General features: G+C 70.2%; 13 protein-coding genes. 8 read left to right on the forward strand and 5 right to left on the reverse strand.

The window, feature by feature from the left end; translation table 11 throughout:
• Positions 1–28 precede the first annotated feature (28 nt).
• The 4 genes from AB0I21_RS39140 (at position 29) to pknB (ending at position 6,597) form a co-directional block, all read left to right on the forward strand.
• Positions 29–1,498: an FtsW/RodA/SpoVE family cell cycle protein gene (locus AB0I21_RS39140; RefSeq protein WP_360568762.1), complete on the forward strand. Its 1,470-nt coding sequence runs from the start codon at positions 29–31 to the stop codon at positions 1,496–1,498.
• On the forward strand, positions 1,495–3,015 hold the full coding sequence (locus AB0I21_RS39145) for a penicillin-binding transpeptidase domain-containing protein (RefSeq protein WP_344508396.1): 1,521 nt from the start codon (positions 1,495–1,497) through the stop codon (positions 3,013–3,015). Before AB0I21_RS39140 ends, AB0I21_RS39145 begins: the two co-directional genes overlap by 4 nt.
• A gap of 13 nt (positions 3,016–3,028) precedes the next feature.
• Positions 3,029–4,750, forward strand: coding sequence for a serine/threonine-protein kinase (locus AB0I21_RS39150; protein WP_360568763.1), 1,722 nt, complete (start codon positions 3,029–3,031; stop codon positions 4,748–4,750).
• A gap of 119 nt (positions 4,751–4,869) precedes the next feature.
• Positions 4,870–6,597: a Stk1 family PASTA domain-containing Ser/Thr kinase gene (pknB, locus tag AB0I21_RS39155; protein WP_360568764.1), complete on the forward strand. Its 1,728-nt coding sequence runs from the start codon at positions 4,870–4,872 to the stop codon at positions 6,595–6,597.
• Positions 6,598–6,709: 112 nt separating this feature from the next.
• On the opposite strand, the gene AB0I21_RS39160 is transcribed toward pknB, so the two are convergent.
• The 4 genes from AB0I21_RS39160 to AB0I21_RS39175 form a co-directional block, all read right to left on the reverse strand.
• Positions 6,710–7,354, reverse strand: a complete 645-nt coding sequence (locus tag AB0I21_RS39160) for an aminodeoxychorismate/anthranilate synthase component II (protein ID WP_360568741.1) — start codon at positions 7,352–7,354, stop codon at positions 6,710–6,712.
• Between the two features lie 9 nt (positions 7,355–7,363).
• Positions 7,364–7,666: a hypothetical protein gene (locus tag AB0I21_RS39165; RefSeq protein ID WP_360568742.1), complete on the reverse strand. Its 303-nt coding sequence runs from the start codon at positions 7,664–7,666 to the stop codon at positions 7,364–7,366.
• A gap of 4 nt (positions 7,667–7,670) precedes the next feature.
• Positions 7,671–8,720 (reverse strand): class E sortase, encoded by a 1,050-nt coding sequence (locus AB0I21_RS39170; protein WP_360568743.1) that lies wholly within the window; start codon positions 8,718–8,720, stop codon positions 7,671–7,673.
• Positions 8,721–8,799: 79 nt separating this feature from the next.
• Positions 8,800–9,609: a DUF881 domain-containing protein gene (locus AB0I21_RS39175; RefSeq protein ID WP_360568744.1), complete on the reverse strand. Its 810-nt coding sequence runs from the start codon at positions 9,607–9,609 to the stop codon at positions 8,800–8,802.
• A 130-nt stretch (positions 9,610–9,739) separates the two neighbouring features.
• Between AB0I21_RS39175 and AB0I21_RS39180 the strand changes: the two genes are divergently transcribed.
• Positions 9,740–10,024 (forward strand): cell division protein CrgA, encoded by a 285-nt coding sequence (locus tag AB0I21_RS39180; RefSeq protein WP_360568745.1) that lies wholly within the window; start codon positions 9,740–9,742, stop codon positions 10,022–10,024.
• A 204-nt stretch (positions 10,025–10,228) separates the two neighbouring features.
• Positions 10,229–12,376 carry a (Fe-S)-binding protein gene (locus tag AB0I21_RS39185; protein WP_360568746.1) on the forward strand — a complete coding sequence of 716 codons (2,148 nt, stop codon included), beginning with the start codon at positions 10,229–10,231 and terminating at the stop codon, positions 12,374–12,376.
• A gap of 39 nt (positions 12,377–12,415) precedes the next feature.
• Here AB0I21_RS39185 and AB0I21_RS39190 read toward each other — a convergent pair whose 3' ends face one another.
• Positions 12,416–12,649 carry a hypothetical protein gene (locus AB0I21_RS39190; RefSeq protein ID WP_344508383.1) on the reverse strand — a complete coding sequence of 78 codons (234 nt, stop codon included), beginning with the start codon at positions 12,647–12,649 and terminating at the stop codon, positions 12,416–12,418.
• Between the two features lie 180 nt (positions 12,650–12,829).
• Between AB0I21_RS39190 and AB0I21_RS39195 the strand changes: the two genes are divergently transcribed.
• Both AB0I21_RS39195 and AB0I21_RS39200 read left to right on the forward strand, forming a co-directional pair.
• Positions 12,830–14,158, forward strand: coding sequence for a hemolysin family protein (locus AB0I21_RS39195; protein WP_360568747.1), 1,329 nt, complete (start codon positions 12,830–12,832; stop codon positions 14,156–14,158).
• Entirely contained in the window at positions 14,151–15,164 is a 1,014-nt protein-coding gene (locus AB0I21_RS39200; RefSeq protein ID WP_360568748.1) for a hemolysin family protein, read from the forward strand. Before AB0I21_RS39195 ends, AB0I21_RS39200 begins: the two co-directional genes overlap by 8 nt.
• Positions 15,165–15,209 lie beyond the last annotated feature (45 nt).

Below are 15,209 nucleotides of genomic sequence, written 5' to 3' on the forward strand. Positions count from 1 at the left end.
CGCAACAGCCATCCCTTCCCCGTCGCCCATGGACCCGGGTGGCGGGGCAGGTGCGCCGCGGCCGGGCACCCGGCGCAACGTCGAACTGGGGCTGCTGCTGTTCGTCGCCGCGATCCTGGTCATCTACGCGGGGGTCGTCGAGGGCAACGCGATCGGCGAGATCACCCCGGACTTCTGGGTGCAGACCGCGGTCCTCGCGATCATCTTCGGGGTCGCCCACATGGCGATCCGGTTCCTGGCGCCGTACGCCGACCCGGTGATCCTGCCGGCGGTCGCGCTGATCAACGGCCTCGGCGTCGCCTTCCTGCGCCGGCTCGACCTCGCCAACACCAAGGCACCCCAGCGGGCCGACCTGAGCGTCTTCGGCGGCGACGGCTTCCGCCAGCTCGGGTGGACCGCCGCGGCCGTGGTCGGCGCCATCGTCCTGATGGCGATCGTGCGGGACCACCGGTCGCTGTCCCGCTACGCGTACACGCTGGGCCTCGCCGGCATCGTGCTGGTGCTGATCCCGGCGGTGCTGCCGGCGCGGTTCTCCTCGATCAACGGCGCCAAGCTGTGGATCAAGTTCCCGGGCTTCTCGATCCAGCCCGGTGAGTTCGCCAAGATCTGCCTGCTGGTCTTCTTCGCCTACTACCTGGTGCGCAAGCGCGAGGTGCTGTCGATGGCGAGCAAGCGCATCCTCGGCGTCGACTTCCCCCGCGGCCGCGACCTGGGCCCGGTCGTGCTGGTCTGGCTGCTGTCGCTGATGGTCCTCGTCTTCGAGAAGGACCTCGGCACCTCGCTCATGTACTTCGGCATGTTCGTCGTGACGCTCTACATCGCGACGGTCCGGGTCAGCTGGCTCATCATCGGCCTGGCGTTCTTCCTCGGCGGCGCGTTCCTCGCGTACTTCCTCGGCAAGACCGTCGGCGGCCCGTTCCTCAACTTCTCCGAGCGCGCGACCACCTGGCTCGACCCGTTCGCCGACGCGGACAACAAGGGCTACCAGCTGGTCCAGTCGCTGCTCGGCCTGGGCACCGGCGGCCTGACCGGGGCCGGCCCCGGCGCCGGCCAGCCGCTCAAGGTGCCCGAGGTGCGCACCGACTTCATCTTCTCCGGCATGGGCGAGGAGATCGGGCTCTTCGGCCTGACCGCCCTGCTCGTGGTCTACCTGCTGCTGGTCGAGCGGGGCCTGCGCGCCGCGATCAACGTGCGGGACTCCTTCGGCAAGCTGTTCGCCGGTGGCCTCGCGTTCACGCTGGGGTTGCAGGTGTTCGTCATCGTGGGTGGCATCAGCCAGCTCATCCCGCTGACGGGCCAGACCACGCCGTTCCTCTCGGCGGGTGGCTCGTCGCTGGTGGCCAACTGGCTGCTGATCGGTCTGCTGCTGCGCATCTCGGACGCGTCGCGACGCCCGGCCGGCGGTGCGCCGTCGATCGGGCTGGGCGGGGTGTCCACCGGTGGTGGGGGCGGCGCGCCGGTCCAGATCCAAGAGCTTCCCACGGAGGTCGTGCGATGAACGCCCCACTGCGCCGGGTCGGCGTCGTGGCGCTGGTGCTGTTCGCGATGCTGTTCGTGAATCTGAACTACCGCCAGGTGGTCAAGGCCGACGACTACCGGACGCACCCGCGCAACGGCCGGGTCCAGGCCAGCGAGTACGAGCGCGCCCGCGGCAAGATCATCAACGCGCAGGGCATCGCGATCGCCGACTCGCAGGAGACCGGCGACACGCTGAAGTTCCTCCGCACGTATCCGCTCAAGGACAAGTACGCGCACGTCATCGGCTTCAAGCCGGTCAACCTCGGCGCGACCAACCTGGAGAAGCTCAACAACGACTTCCTGATCGGCACCTCGGACAAGCAGGCCGCCGACCGGATCGCCGGGCTGTTCACGGGCAAGGACCCGGCCGGCGGCAACGTGCTGCTGACGCTGTCGCAGGCGACGCAGGAGGCCGCGTACACCCAGCTCGGCAACAACAAGAAGGGCGTGAAGAGCGGCGCGGTCGTGGCGATGGACCCGGCCACCGGGGCGATCCTCGCCGAGGTGTCGCTGCCCAGCTACGACCCCAACCTGCTGAGCACCCACGACATCAACGCCGCCAGCGCCAACTACAAGAAGCTGGACACCGACCCGGCCAAGCCGATGCTCAACCGCGCGGTGCAGGAGATCTACCCGCCCGGGTCGACCTTCAAGATCATCACGTCGGCGGCGGCGCTGTCCGCGGACTCGTCGCTGACGCCCGACTCGGTCGTGCCGGGTGGCGAGTTCTACCAGCCGCCGCAGACCTCGACGTTCCGCATCAAGAACGCCCACGAGGGCATCTGCCCCGACCAGATCACGCTGAAGCAGGCGCTGACCGTGTCGTGCAACACGGTCTTCGCCCGCATGGGCGTCGAGCGGCTCGGCGCGGAGAAGCTCAAGTCGATGGCGCAGGCGTTCGGCTTCGAGGCCCAGCCGCGCTTCATCGAGGACCAGGAAAAGAACTACTGCAACGTCGCGGCCAGCCACACCGGCCCGATGACCGCAGGCGACGACAACCGCGTCGACCCGCCGGCCGTGGCTCAGTCGAGCATCGGACAGCGGGAAGTGAAGATGTCTCCGCTGCAAGGCGCCATGATTGCGTCGACGGTCGCCAACGGGGGGCGCGAGATGCGTCCCTACATCGTCGACCGTCTGCAGAACGCCGACCTGTCCAACGCCGACCGGACCGACCCGAAGGAGCTGGGCCGCCCGATCAGCGGCGACGTGGCAGCTTCGCTGCAGCAGATGATGTTCAGTGTCGTCACTGCCCGTGACGGCACGGGCCGCAACGCCAACATCCCCGGCTTGCAGGTTGGTGGTAAGACCGGAACGGCGGAGGACGGTGACGATGCCGGTGACCACGGCTGGTTCATCGGCTTCGCAATGAAGGACGGCAAGCCGATCGTCTCGGTCGCGGTCTTCCTCGAGAACGCTGGCAAGGGTGGCAGCGCGGAGGCGGCTCGCATCGCCGGCCTGGTCATGAAGGCATACGCGGACGAAAAGGGCATCAAATAATGAGGTGCGCGACATGTTGAGCGCCGGCACCACGTTGGGTGGGCGCTACCGCCTGGACGAGCGCATCGCCGGCGGTGGGATGGGTGACGTGTGGCGTGGCACCGATGAGGTGCTCGGCCGCACGGTCGCGATCAAGGTGCTGCTGCCCTCGCTGCTGGAGGAGGCCGGCTTCGCCCAGCGCTTCCGCGACGAGGCGCGCACCATGGCCACCATCAACCACCCCGGCGTGGTGGACATCTACGACTACGGCAGCGAGGGCGGCACCGCCTTCCTGATCATGGAGTACGTGGAGGGCGACGCCCTCTCCCGCACGCTGTCCCGAGTCGGCCGGCTCACCCCGGCCCGCGCCATGGCGCTCGTCGCCCAGGCCGCCGACGCGCTGCACGCGGCGCACGAGAAGGGCATCGTCCACCGCGACGTGAAGCCCGGCAACCTGCTCGTGCGGCCCAACGGCACGCTGGTCCTCACCGACTTCGGCATCGCTCGCTCCGCCGCCGCCGCGCAGCTCACCGCGGCCGGCTCGGTGCTCGGCACCGCCTCCTACATCTCGCCGGAGCAGGCCTCCGGCGCGCAGGCCACCCCGCTGTCGGACGTCTACGCCCTCGGCGTGGTCGCCTACCAGTGCCTCTCCGGGCAGCGCCCCTTCGAGGGCGACAACCCGCTGCAGATCGCGATGCGGCACGTCCGCGACATGCCGCCGCCGCTGCCCGCCGACATCCCGCCGCCGATCGCGCAGCTCGTCGAGCGCGCGATGGCCAAGGACCCGTCGGCCCGCTGGCCCAGCGCCGCCGCGATGGCGCAGGCCGCCCGCAGGGTCTCCGGCGCCGGTGGCGGCACCACGTCGGGCCCCGGCATCCCGATGGCGGCGCCGCTCGGCCCGCCCGGGTCGCCGGTCGGGCCGCCCGGCTCGCCCGTCGCGTACACCCCCGTCTCCGGCCCTCCGGTCTCCGGCGGCCCCATGTCGGGCGCGTTCGGCACGCCGGTCTCCGGCGGCGCGCCGACGTCCGGCGCCGGTGGCACGCGGATCATGCCCGGCGCCGCGGTCCCGCCGCCGCCGGGTGCCGCGATGGCCGGCGGGCACGCCGCCCGCGGCGCGGCAGGCGTCCCGCCGCCGCCCAGCAACGAGACCGCATACTTCCCCGGCGACGCCGGCAACTACCCGCCCACCGGCGGCTACCAGCCGGCCCCGCCGTCCAACAACCGGCCGGGTGGCAACCGCAACACGATGGTGCTGCTCGGCGCGGCCGCCGCGGTGCTGGTGCTGCTGCTGGGTGTCGGCGGCATCTGGTACGCGATGAGCGGCAACGACACGAAGGACGAGCCCAGCGCCCAGGGCACCACGGCGGCGGCCACGGCGGCGCCGACCAGCGCGAAGCCGACCGGTAAGACGGTCAACGTCCCGTGCGACTGGTCCAGGCTCCAGACGCGGCCGAGTGTGGTGCGGCAGCTGCAGCGTCAGGGCTTCAAGGTGAAGGAGACCCCGCAGGACGGCAAGAAGCCGATCCCGGGCCAGGTGTTGAAGGTCGAGCCGTGCGGCCCGACGACCCCGGTGGGCGACATCGAGGTGTTCTACCAGGAGGGCGGCGGCAAGCAGCCGACCACCGAGCCGTCGGACGACAACGGTGGCGCCGACGAGTCGCCGAGCGCGGGCAACTCGTCCGCGCCCGCCGGCAACAAGCCGTCCTGCCCGCCCGGCGAGACAAACGTCGGCGGCCTGTGCGTCAAGACAGGGTGATCCGTCCCACCGGATGGGTGCGTCCCGGCGGGCCGGATCGTCCCGACGGGCTGGATCGGAATGGGTTCTCGTCGCAAGACGTGGCAAGGTAAGAGTCGATGACCGAAGGACGACACGACATGACCGCCCAGCCTCGCCTCCTCGGCGGCCGTTACCAGGTCGGGGAGTTGCTTGGCTATGGCGGCATGGCCGAGGTCCATCGGGGCCGTGACCTGCGCCTTGGCCGCGATGTCGCGATCAAGACCCTGCGCACGGACCTGGCCCGCGACGCGACCTTCCAGCTGAGGTTCCGCCGTGAGGCGCAGAATGCCGCCTCGCTCAACCACCCCGCGATCGTCGCCGTGTATGACACCGGCGACGAGCGGGGGCCGGCGGGCGAGGAGTTGCCCTACATCGTCATGGAGTTCGTCAACGGCCGCACCCTCAAAGAGGTGCTCGCGGCCGAGGGGCGGCTCATGCCGAGGCGGGCCCTGGAGATCACGGCCGACATCTGCGCGGCGCTGGAGTTCAGCCACCGGCACGGCATCATCCACCGGGACATCAAGCCCGGCAACGTGATGCTCACCCAGACCGGCCAGGTCAAGGTGATGGACTTCGGCATCGCGCGGGCCCTGGCCAGCGGCGCCACGACGATGACGCAGACCTCCGCGGTCATCGGCACCGCGCAGTACCTGTCGCCGGAGCAGGCCCGCGGCGAGCCCGTCGACGCCCGCAGTGACGTCTACGCGTCCGGTTGTGTGCTCTTCGAGCTGCTGTGCGGCCATCCGCCGTTCGTCGGGGACAACCCGGTGTCGGTGGCCTACCAGCACGTCCGGGAGGACCCGCGGCCGCCGAGCAGCAGCAACCGCGACGTGACCCCCGACATCGACGCGGTCGTGCTCAAGGCCCTGGCCAAGAACCCGCTCAACCGCTACCAGAGCGCCGGCGAGATGCGCGCCGACGTCATGCGCGCGGCCGCCGGCCGCCCGGTCTCGGCGCCGCCGGTCATGACCGAGGACGAGATGCAGACCGTGATGGCGGCGCAGACCGCCTACCGGCCCGCGCCGCCCGCCTCGCGCCAGCCCGCCCGCGCCGCGCAGCGGCAGAAGCGGAAGAACTCCACCGGCATCGCGGTCGCGCTCACCGTGCTGAGCCTGCTCGCGGTCGCCGCGCTGTCGATCGGGCTCTACCTGGCCAACCAGGAGCCGATGGCGACGGTGCCTGACCTCGTCGGCAAGAGCGAGCAGGAGGCCCGCGACGCGCTGCGGCAGGCGAAGCTGGAGGGCGACGGGCGCCCCGGCGCCAACGAGAACTGCAAGACCGGCACCGTCATCCGGCAGAACCCGCCGAAGGGCCAGGAGGTCAAGGCGGGCACCCAGATCGACTACGAACTCTGCGGCGCGCCCACGATGGCCACCATCCCGACTCTGATCCGGTCCACCCAGAAGGAAGCCGAGCAGCAGCTGACCAACCTCAACCTGAAGCCCAATGTGGTCCAGAAGGACGGCTACCAGGCGAAGGACGAGGTCATCGGGTCCGACCCGCCGGCCGGCCAATCGGTGAAGATCGGCTCCACGGTCACGATCTACGTCTCGAAGAACAATCAGGCGGTCATGCCCGACGTCACGAACAAGACCCTCGCCCAGGCGCAGGCGCTGCTCGAGACGGCCGGCTTCACGGCGGAGCCGAAGACGACGGAGACGCAGGTGATCGACCCGACCAAGGACGGCCTGGTCATCAGCGCGTCGCAGTCGACCGGCAAGGTGCTGATGAAGACCGAGGTGATCACCCTGCGGATCGGGGTGCTGGCGAGCGGCAACCAGTCCGGCTCGCCGAAGCCGAGCGGTAGCGCCTCGCCCGGCAATTAGGCCCGGTTCACCCGGTTTTTCCACCCATCACCGTACGTACCCTGTGGATAACACGGCAGTTATCCACAGGGTTATGCACAGGCTCGCACCCTGAGGCGCACACGATGTGCGCCTAAGCGAACGCGGCGATCCGGCGGGCTTCCACCTCGGCGACGAGCTCCGGGGCCCGTTCCAGCGCGGCGGGGAGGCCGCAGACGGCCAGCCAGTTCGCCAGCATCTGGTGGCCGCCCTGGGTGAGCACCGACTCGGGGTGGAACTGCACGCCCTCGATCGGCAGCTCACGGTGCCGCATCGCCATGATCACGCCCGACTCGGTGCGGCCGGTCACCTCGATCTCCGGCGGCAGCGTCGACTCCACCACGGCGAGCGAGTGGTAGCGGGTCGCGATGAACGGGTCCGGCAGCCCCTTGAGGACGCCCTGGCCGCCGTGGGTGACCAGAGAGGTCTTCCCGTGCAGCAGCTCGGGCGCGCGGGTCACGGTGGCGCCGAACGCGGCGCCGAACGCCTGGTGCCCCAGGCACACCCCGAAGATCGGGATCTTGCCCGCGTACTCGTGGATGACCGACATGCAGATCCCGGCCCGCTCCGGCGTGCCCGGCCCGGGGGAGAGCAGGATGCCGGCCGGCCGCGCCGCGCCGATCTCCTCCACCGAGATCTCGTCGTTGCGGCGCACGTCGCACTCGACGCCGAGCTGGCCCAGGTACTGGACCAGGTTGAACACGAACGAGTCGTAGTTGTCGACGACCAGGATGCGCAAGCGGCTCACCTAGCTCGGTAGGACCTGCGGGGCTGACGGCGTCTTCGTGGGCAGCTTCGACGGCTGCTTGGAAGGCTGCGTCGACGACTGTGTCGACGGCCGTTGCGACGGGTCTGTGCTCGGCTCCTGCAGTTGTCCGCCGTCCGGGTCGGTGGTCTCGACCTGGACGTCGTCGAACGGCAGGATCGGCTCGACCGCCGGGAAGACCTTGTACCACAGCAGCGCCCCGAGAGCACCGATCAGAATCACCGAGACCAGCGACTTGAGCTGCCATTGCTTGAAGGGGATGTGCCGCCAGATCCATCCGTACACGCGGCTATCCCTTCAGCTCGGCGGGGTCGCCGGCGGAGACGGGCTGGGACCGGTCGAGCTTCGCGTGCACGACGAGCCGCTGGTAGTTGTTGAACTTCGGGTTGCAGGTCGTCATGGTCAGCAGCGCCTCGGTGGGTGCCGCCCCGGGCTTGCCCGGCACGGGCGCGACGACCTGGACCGCCGTGGGCAGCACGACCTCGTGGCCGATCACGCGGTAGACGTACCAGGTGTCCTGGGTCTTGATGACCACCGGATCGTTGGGCTTGAGCTGGTCGAGGTCCCACCAGATCGCCGGCGTGCGGTGCCCGGCCATCGAGAAGTTGCCGATCTGGCCCGGCAGCGCGGTGTCCGGGTAGTGCCCCGGCGCGTAGCGGATGTCGGCGGCGGTCACGCCCTGCACGACGGCCCACTTCTTCTTGAGCCGCGGGATGTGGACGGAGGCGATCACCGCCCCGTTGGCGGGCTTGGCGACCGGGGCCGGTGGTCCGGACGGCGACACGGTCGGGTCGGGCTCCGGGTGGGACCACTGCTGCTCCAGCTGGCGGTTGAGCTCGTCCTGGTGCGCCTCGACGATCGCCGACTTGCCCCAGACCTCGTAACCGGCGAAGAGCAGCACGATGAGGCCGAACGTGATGAGCAGCTCGCCGGTGCCCCGGCTGACCGCCCGCACGACCGTGCCGAACGTGGTCCTCGTGTATTCGGAGTACACGCTGCGATAACCCTCCTGGGTGCGGACCGGCCGCAACGGCACGACCTTGACACCCTTTTCGGCGTCAGGCTCCGTAGTCGCTTCCGGTTCATCCTGGGGGGTGGCTTTTGGGGTTGTTTCCGCCGTTGCGGGGACCTTCGGTAGCACCGTGGTGGCGTCGGCCGCTCCCGGCGGCCCGCTGTGCTCGGTGAACTTCGGGATGTAGGCAGTGGCGTCCGCCGGTCCCGCCGTGGCGGTCTCGGCGGCGTCCATCGGCGGGCTGTCGTCCCGGATGCGGGGGATCATCCGGGTCGCGATGTCGTCCTGGTCCAGGGCGCGATGCCGGGGACGGTGTGAGTCGCTCATGCCGCCGCCTTCCGCGTCGGCCTGAGCCAAGCTGCGTTCATGGTTCGCGGCTCCTCGCTCCGCTGCGCCCCACTCATGGTCAGGACCCGGTCGTCGCCGACCGGAGCGCGGTGGAGCCGTCGTAGGCCTTCGCCTGCACGTCTGCCTCCATCCGCACCTGGTAGCCCAGACCGAAGTTGTCCGCGGCGTTCCTGAACAGCGCAACCCCCTCCGTGTCGTCGAGGGAGCGCTGGAGGCGCACCTGGTCACCGATCGCGGCGATCTCGAACGGGGGCGAATACACCTGACCGTCGAGCAGCAGCGTGTTGCCAACGCAGCGTACCGCGCTCGTGGCGATGACCCGGACTCCCATGAGCGTCATGGCCTCGGCGCCGCCGGCCCACAACGCGTTGACCACGGCCTGTACGTCCTGCTGGTGGACCACGAGATCGTCTGGACGGGCACCCGCCGGGCGGCTGCCGTCGGGCCGTCTGGGGGCGTCGTCGAGCACGACCACGAGCCCCGGGCCGTGCACCGCGGTCAGCCCGGCGCCGGCCAGCTGGCTCTCGCCGCGGCGGCGCTGCTCGCCGACGGCGCCGTCCGCGCCCTCCTGGCTCTGCTGCTGCGCCTCGATCTCGCCGCGCAGCCGGGCGGCCCGGGCGCGGGCCGTGGCGATTTCCTGTTTTCTTCCAGCGATCAGGTTGGTCAGCTCGGGGCGCCGGTCGTCGCGCAGGTCCGTGCCGCCCGCGGTCGCCGCCGTCAGCGAGAAGAGCAGCCCGGCCGCCGCGAACACCAGCGGAGTCGCCGCTGACCAGCCGAAACGCTGACCCTTGCGGGGGTGCGGCAGCATAGCGCGGCCGAGCCGGCGCAGGGCGCGGGCCCATGAGGAATCGCCTGATGTGTACTCCACCACGACCCCTCCCCCCAGACGCGTGCCGACTTGACTACGCTAGACGTAGAACATTATTCAGGCCGACGCTGGCGGAGGTGGCGGCGTCACGTGGATAGTGTTGGCCAGACGACCCCTCCAGGAGAGCGCCGTGCCGAAGTCGACAGTTCGTAAGAAGAAGGTGTACACGCCGCCGGCGGAGTTGCGCCCACAGGAGACGGTGGCCGCCAAGCGCCGTCCGAGCCCGGTCTGGGTGCCGATCCTCGCGGTGAGTCTCATCGTGATCGGCATCGGGTGGCTGGTGACGTACTACCTGACGCAGGGCTTCTTCGACGTGGAAGCGTTCTCCGCCGTGGCCAAGCTGCAGTACTGGAACCTGGCCATCGGGTTCGGGTTCCTCGTGGCCTCGCTCGGCGTCCTGTCCAAGTGGCGCTGATCTAGTCCCCTGCTCCGTCAGAGCCCCTTCGGTGCGTTCGCGCGCCGAGGGGGCATTTGGCGCTATTCCGTCACAACTTGCGGCGTCGTCTGTGGTGTCGCTCCCGCGCGTCATAGCGTGTGCTGCGACAAACTTCACGTTACTCATGAGTAACCAAGGGGACTAAGGTCTTCTGAAGGACCAGCGGCGTGGGAGGCAAACGGCATGGGCCCAGTGCAGATCATCGCGACCAGTGTCGCGGCGGTGATCACCGTCGTGGCCATCGTGCTCGTCGTGCGCACCGTGCGCCGGATGCTCTCCGTGGTGCGGCTGGGTCAACCCGACCCGTCCCGGAGCGGCCCGCGCGGCCTGCGCCTCAAGACGATGCTCGCCGAGACCCTGGGGCACACCAGGATGCTGCGGTGGACCGTGGTCGGCGCCGCGCACTGGTTCGTCATGATCGCCTTCCTGGCGCTGTCGTCGCTGGTGCTGGAGGCGTACTTCGAGGTCGCCGTCCCGGATCACGGCCTGCCGCTGATCGGCGCCTGGAACGTCTACGGCCTGGTCACCGAGTGGATCGGCGTGCTCGGCTTCATCGGCATCCTGGTCCTGATCGGCATCCGCCTGCGCAACCTGCCGGGCAACCCCAACCGCCGCTCCCGCTTCACCGGCTCGACGATGTGGCAGGCGTACTACGTCGAGTACACGATCCTCGCCGTCCTGCTCTGCGGCTTCTTCATCCGCGGCTTCAAGGCCGCCAACGACACGCTCGAGTGGCCGGTGTGGGCCGCGCCGGTCAGCCACGGCCTCGGCGCCGTGCTGCCCGCCAGCGCCGCCGCCGTCAGCCTCATCGCGATGCTGAAGATCGTCGTCTCGATGACGTGGGTCATCGTGATCGCCAGCAACATCACGATGGGCGTCGCCTGGCACCGCTTCCTGGCGTTCTTCAACATCTACTTCAAGCGCGAGCCGGGCCGCGCCGGCTCGGGCCTGCGGGCCCTGCGGCCGATGATGAGCGAGGGCAAGCCGCTCGACTTCGAGGAGGCCGACCCGGACAAGGACCAGTTCGGCGTCGCGCAGGTCGAGCAGTTCACATGGAAGGGCATCCTCGACTTCTCCACCTGCACCGAGTGCGGGCGGTGCCAGTCGCAGTGCCCGGCCTGGAACACCGGCAAGCCGCTCTCGCCGAAGCTGCTGATCCTGAGCCTGCGCGACCACGCCTACGCGAAGGCGCCCTACCTGCTGGCGGGCGGCCCGTCGGCGGCCGAGGAGGCGCTCGCCAAGGTCGACGTCCTCGCCCTCGCGGAGAAGGACCGCCCGCTGATCGGCGGCGTCGACGAGAACGGCGTCATCGACCCCGACGTGCTGTGGTCGTGCACCACCTGCGGCGCCTGCGTCGAGCAGTGCCCGGTCGACATCGAGCACGTCGACCACATCGTCGACATGCGCCGCTACCAGGTGCTCATCGAGTCCAACTTCCCGACCGAGGCCGGCGTCATGCTCCGCAACCTCGAGAACAAGGGCAACCCGTGGGGCGCCGCCCAGTCGACCCGCGAGGACTGGACCAAGGGTCTGGACTTCACGGTGCCCAACGTGGCCGACGGCGGCGACTTCGAGTACCTGTTCTGGGTCGGCTGCGCCGGCGCCTTCGAGGACCGCGCGAAGAAGACGACCCGCGCCGTCGCCACCCTGCTCAACGAGGCCGGCGTGTCGTTCGCGATCCTCGGCCAGGGCGAGACCTGCACCGGCGACCCGGCCCGCCGCATCGGCAACGAGTTCGTCTTCCAGATGCTCGCGCAGCAGAACGTCGAGACGCTCAACGAGGCCGGCGTCAAGAAGATCGTCGCGACCTGCCCGCACTGCTTCAACACCCTCGCCAACGAGTACGGCCAGCTCGGCGGCCACTTCGAGGTCATCCACCACACGCAGCTGCTGGCGCAGCTGGTCTCGGCCGGCAAGCTCACCCCGGTGCAGCCAGTCGACGGCGCCATCACCTACCACGACCCGTGCTACCTGGGCCGGCACAACCGCGTCTTCGCCCCGCCGCGCGAGGTGCTCGGCGCGGTGGCGTCCTCCCAGGACGACGCCGGCCTGGTCGAGATGGACCGCTTCGCCGAGCGCTCGTTCTGCTGCGGCGCCGGTGGGGCGCGCATGTGGATGGAGGAGCGGATCGGCAAGCGCATCAACGTCGAGCGCGTCGAGGAGGCGCTGTCGACCGGTGCGAAGACGGTGGCCGTGTCCTGCCCGTTCTGCCTGACGATGCTCGGCGACGGGGTCACGGGCAAGAAGGCCGCGGGCGCCGCCCCGGACGACGTCGAGGTCGTGGACGTGGCGTCGGTGCTGCTCCGGTCGCTGTCGTCCAACAATTCTTGACAAATCAGACTTTTCGCTCTAATTTGCTGGGGGACGGGGTCAGCGCTGCCCGATGACGTTCATCGCCATCGCCAGCGCTACCAGTACCGCCGCCGCCGTCGCGATCACGCGAAGGCCACGCAGGCTCTCCGACCACGCTGCCTTGCGCGCGCCCGGGACCAGCGCCTTCGTGCGCGAGTAGTCCAGCCGCGCGCGCTTGGCCTTGGTGTTGGCGCTGCCGGCGGCGAACCCCGCGACGACTGCTATGAAGACACCGATCAGTGCCGCTCCCATACCGCCCTCCTTGGGTCGTTTTCACAGCATCGAGGCTGCTTCGGGGTGCGAGAAGTCCCCGAAAGAGGGAGGGTGATCTACGCCTCTCGATACGGGTGACATTCGAGCGGGCCGCCGTCGGCGGAGCGTGGGTTCACGTGGAACAATCGGCTGTCACCTCGAAGGGATCGTCGCGCGCGCGTGTTCACCACCCTGTTGCCCCTGCTGGCCTTCGCGCTGCTCACCGCGGCGAACGCGGGCTTCGTCGCGGCCGAGTTCGCCCTGGTCACGGTCGACCGGGCGGAGATCGAGCAGCAGGCCGCCGGCGGCGACCGCAAGGCGCGCACCGTCCGGGTCGCGCTGCGTGAGCTGTCGTTCCAGCTGTCCGGCGCGCAGCTCGGCATCACCATCACCGCCCTGCTCGCCGGCTACCTCGCCGAGCCGGCCCTGGCGCACATCTTCGAGCCGCTGCTGAAGCCGGTGTTCGGCACCATGACCAAGGGCGCCGCCCACGTCGCGGCGCTGATCCTGGCGACCCTGCTGTCGATGCTCTTCGGCGAGCTCGTGCCGAAGAACGCCGCGCTCGCCAAGCCGATGCCGGTGGCCAGGGCGACCGCCGGGCCGCAGCGGATGTTCTCCAAGCTGTTCTCCTGGCTGATCAGCCTGCTCAACGGCTCCGCCAACTGGATCGTGCGCCGGTTCGGCGTCGAGCCGCAGGAGGAGCTCGCCAGCGCCCGCTCGCCGGAGGAGCTCGGCCTGCTCGCGGCGATCTCGGCCCGCGCCGGCGCCCTGCCGCGGGAGACCGCGGTGCTGCTGCAGCGCACGATCCGCTTCGGCGACAAGCGTGCCGCCGAGGCGATGACCCCGCGCGTCGACGTCATCTCGCTGCGCGCCGACGCCACGGTCGCCGACCTGCTCGCCACATCGGTGCAGACCGGGTACAGCCGCTTCCCCATCTACGTGCAGACGCTGGACCAGGTCACCGGCGTCGTGACGGTCACCGACGCGCTCGGGGTGCCGCCGGTGCGCAGGCCCACGACGAGGGTCGGCGCGGTCGCGCGGGAGCCGGTGTTCGTGCCGGAGAGCCTCGACCTCGACGGCGTCCTGCAGGCGCTGCGCCGCGGTGGCTCCGACTTCGCGATCGTCGTCGACGAGTACGGCGGCACCGACGGCGTCGTCACCGTCGAGGACCTGGTCGAGGAGCTCGTCGGCGAGATCGTCGACGAGCACGACATCGAGGAGGAGCCGACCACCGCGCACGGCATGCCCGACCTGACCGCCCCCGGCGACGAGCGCACCCTGCTCGTCGACGGCGTGCTGCGCGAGGACGAGCTGGCCGAGGTGACCGGCTTCCGGATGCCCGAGGGCCCGTACGAGACGCTCGCCGGCTTCCTGATGGCCCGCCTGGGCCGGATCCCCTCCGTCGGGGAGATCTGGAAGGAAGAGGGCTGGGAGTTCACCGTCGTGGAGGTCGAGCGGCGCCGGATCGAGCAGGTGCGTGTCGTGCGCCCGGAGGCCTACGATGAGTGACCTGCTGATCACGGTACTGCTGCTGCTCGGCAACGCGTTCTTCGTCGCGAGCGAGTTCGCACTGATCGCGTCGCGGCGCACGGTGATCGAGCCGATGGCCGCGACGTCCCGCCGGGCCCGCACCGCGCTGCGGGCGATGGGCGAGATCCCGCTGATGATCGCGGGCGCTCAGCTCGGCGTCACGATCTGCTCCCTCGGCCTCGGCGCCCTGGCCGAGCCGGCGCTCGCGCACGGGCTGCAGGGGCCGTTCGAGGCGCTGCACATGCCCCACCAGCTGATCCATCCGGTGGCGTTCGTCCTGGCGCTCGGCGTGGTCGTGTTCGCGCACACCGTCATCGGCGAGATGGTCCCGAAGAACCTGACCCTGGCGTCGCCCGAGCGTGCGGTGCTGTGGCTCGGGCCGCCGATGCTGGCGTTCTGCATGGTGTTCAAGCCGGTCCTGGTCGCCATGAAGTGGGCGTCCCGGGTGATCCTGTCGCTGTGGCGGATCGAGACGACCGGCTCCGTCAAGACCGTCTTCACCGCCGAGGAGCTCGCCGGCCTGGCCGCGCAGGCCACCACGGAGGGCCTGCTGGCGCCGGAGGAGCACGCCCGCATCACCGGCGCGCTCGCGCTGAGCCAGCGCACGGCCCGCGACGCGCTCCGGCTCTGGTCGGAGATCACGACCGTGGCGGAGGACGTGTCGCCGGCGTCGCTGGAGGTCCTCGCGACCCGGACCAACCGGTCGCGGTTTCCCGTCGTGGAGCGGTCGTCGCGGCGGGTGCTGGGTTTCGTGCACGTCAAGGACGTGCTCGGGTTCGTCGGCCCGCAGCGGCGGGCACCGATCCCGCTCGACCTGATCCGCCCGCTCGGCATCGTGCCGCCGACCAGGACCCTCGCCGAGCTGCTGCTGGCGATGCGCCGGGAGCGGCAGCACATCGTGCTGGTGAGCGACGGCCGGGTGCCGATCGGCGTGGTCACCCTCGACGACGTGCTCACCGCGGTCGTCGGGCAATCCGTCCCCTGATCGTGTTCAGCCGGGATTTTGTCTCCCGGATTTCGGCATAATGTC

It is taken from the genome of Dactylosporangium sp. NPDC050588 (assembly GCF_040654975.1).
GTDB classification, from domain to species: domain Bacteria; phylum Actinomycetota; class Actinomycetes; order Mycobacteriales; family Micromonosporaceae; genus Dactylosporangium; species Dactylosporangium maewongense.

Excerpts from the sequence above, each read along its gene's own strand:
- AB0I21_RS39185 (WP_360568746.1), top strand. The coding sequence starts at position 10,229 with ATGGGCCCAGTGCAGATCATCGCGACCAGTGTCGCGGCGGTGATCACC.
- AB0I21_RS39145 (WP_344508396.1), top strand. The coding sequence starts at position 1,495 with ATGAACGCCCCACTGCGCCGGGTCGGCGTCGTGGCGCTGGTGCTGTTC.
- AB0I21_RS39140 (WP_360568762.1), top strand. The coding sequence starts at position 29 with ATGGACCCGGGTGGCGGGGCAGGTGCGCCGCGGCCGGGCACCCGGCGC.
- AB0I21_RS39170 (WP_360568743.1), bottom strand. The coding sequence starts at position 8,720 with ATGAGCGACTCACACCGTCCCCGGCATCGCGCCCTGGACCAGGACGAC.
- AB0I21_RS39190 (WP_344508383.1), bottom strand. The coding sequence starts at position 12,649 with ATGGGAGCGGCACTGATCGGTGTCTTCATAGCAGTCGTCGCGGGGTTC.
- AB0I21_RS39150 (WP_360568763.1), top strand. The coding sequence starts at position 3,029 with ATGTTGAGCGCCGGCACCACGTTGGGTGGGCGCTACCGCCTGGACGAG.
- pknB (WP_360568764.1), top strand. The coding sequence starts at position 4,870 with ATGACCGCCCAGCCTCGCCTCCTCGGCGGCCGTTACCAGGTCGGGGAG.
- AB0I21_RS39200 (WP_360568748.1), top strand. The coding sequence starts at position 14,151 with ATGAGTGACCTGCTGATCACGGTACTGCTGCTGCTCGGCAACGCGTTC.